The sequence below is a fragment of the Microbacterium sp. BF1 genome, assembly GCF_019279095.1.
GTDB lineage: Bacteria > Actinomycetota > Actinomycetes > Actinomycetales > Microbacteriaceae > Microbacterium > Microbacterium maritypicum.
In genome coordinates, this window is record NZ_JAGYWT010000585.1 from 1 (window position 1) to 1,438 (window position 1,438).

At 70.4% G+C, this 1,438-nt stretch carries 1 protein-coding gene and 1 pseudogene; both read right to left on the reverse strand.

The genetic code is table 11. The features are described from left to right. Positions 1-413 (reverse strand): annotated as a pseudogene (locus KZA10_RS15110) (DUF1980 domain-containing protein); the annotation flags it as partial. Further along, positions 406-1,438: permease (locus KZA10_RS15115; protein ID WP_256934927.1), on the reverse strand; the 1,033-nt coding region annotated here is incomplete at its 5' end. The gene KZA10_RS15115 and the pseudogene KZA10_RS15110, both read right to left, overlap by 8 nt.

The window sequence follows — 1,438 nt, forward strand, 5'->3', positions numbered from 1 at the left end:
GCGCGCGACATGGCGAGCTCGACCGACAGCGAGGCCGGCGGCAGGATGAGACCGGCGACGACGACGCCCGAGGCGATGACGCCACCGGTGACGGCCGCGACGGCACCGAGCGTGCGGCGGGAGGAAGCCGGGACCTCGCGCCCCTCCGTGTCGTCCACAACAGCGGCGGCAGGCCCGTGGTCGTGGCCGTGGTCGCCCTCCTCGCCGAGCGGCAGAGTGCACGACCATATCGCTCCGGCAAGGGTGACGACGGCGGCGGCGCAGGCGAACCACACCGACTCGGGGCTGATGTAGAGATTGAGGCGTCCGGTGAGACCGAGGCCGAGCGTGACCACCGAGATCACGGCGGCGAGTCCCACCCCCAGCCAGCGGGTGCCGAGTGCGCGTGCGCGCGTTGCCGTCTGCTCAGACAAGGACGTTCACCCCGATCCCGATCGCGAAGGCCGCAGCCAGGACGATACCGACGATGCCGACCAGCGTGCGAGCGGTGAACGTCGTGCGCATGAGCGCGAGCATCTTGATGTCGACGAGCGGACCGACCAGCAGGAAGGCGACGATGGCGCCGGAGGAGAACGTGGAGGCGAACGACAGCGCGAAGAACGCATCGACGTTCGAGCAGATGGCCACGGTCATCGCGAGTGCCATCATCGCGACGATCGACAGCACCGGGTTCGATCCGATCGCCAGCAGCCACTCCCGCGGGATCAGCACCTGCACGGCTCCGGCGAGCGCGGAGCCGATCACGAGGGCGGGCATCACGGCACGCAGCTCGACGAGGAACTGCGTGAGGCTGCGGCGAACGGGCGTTCCCGGTTCGTGGGTGACGCGATCACAGGTGTCGACGAAGCGCTGCGTGAGCATGCCGTCGGGATCGGGGTGCCGGCTGTAGATCCACCCGATCAGGTTGGCGATGAGGTAGCCGCCGACGAGGCGGGCGACGAGGATGCCGCCGTCCCAGCCGAAGGCCGCGTGCGTGGTGAGGATCACGATCGGGTTCACGATCGGCGCCGCGATGAGGAACGTCATCGCTTCGGCCGGGGCGAGCCCTCGCATCATGAGCCCGCGGGCGAAGGGCACGTTGCCGCACTCGCACACCGGGATCAGCATGCCCAGCAGCGACAGCACGGCGCGACGGGCCCAGGCGCGCTTCGGGAGCCACCGGTGGATCACATCGGCCGGAAGCCACACCTGCACCACGATCGACAGCAGCACGCCGAGGACCACGAACGGCAGGGCCTCGATGAGCACGCTCAGCGCGAGGGTGAGCCCGTCCTGCGCCCGGGTGGGCAGCGAGGCGGGGAACAGCGTCGGCAGGAAGGCGTCGATCAGGAACAGGGCAGCGATGATCGCGGCGCCGAGGCCGACGCCGATCCAGGCCGACCGCGGCGAGGGTGCCGGGCGATGGGAGTGGCCGTGACGGGTCGCCGTTGCTGCCGAG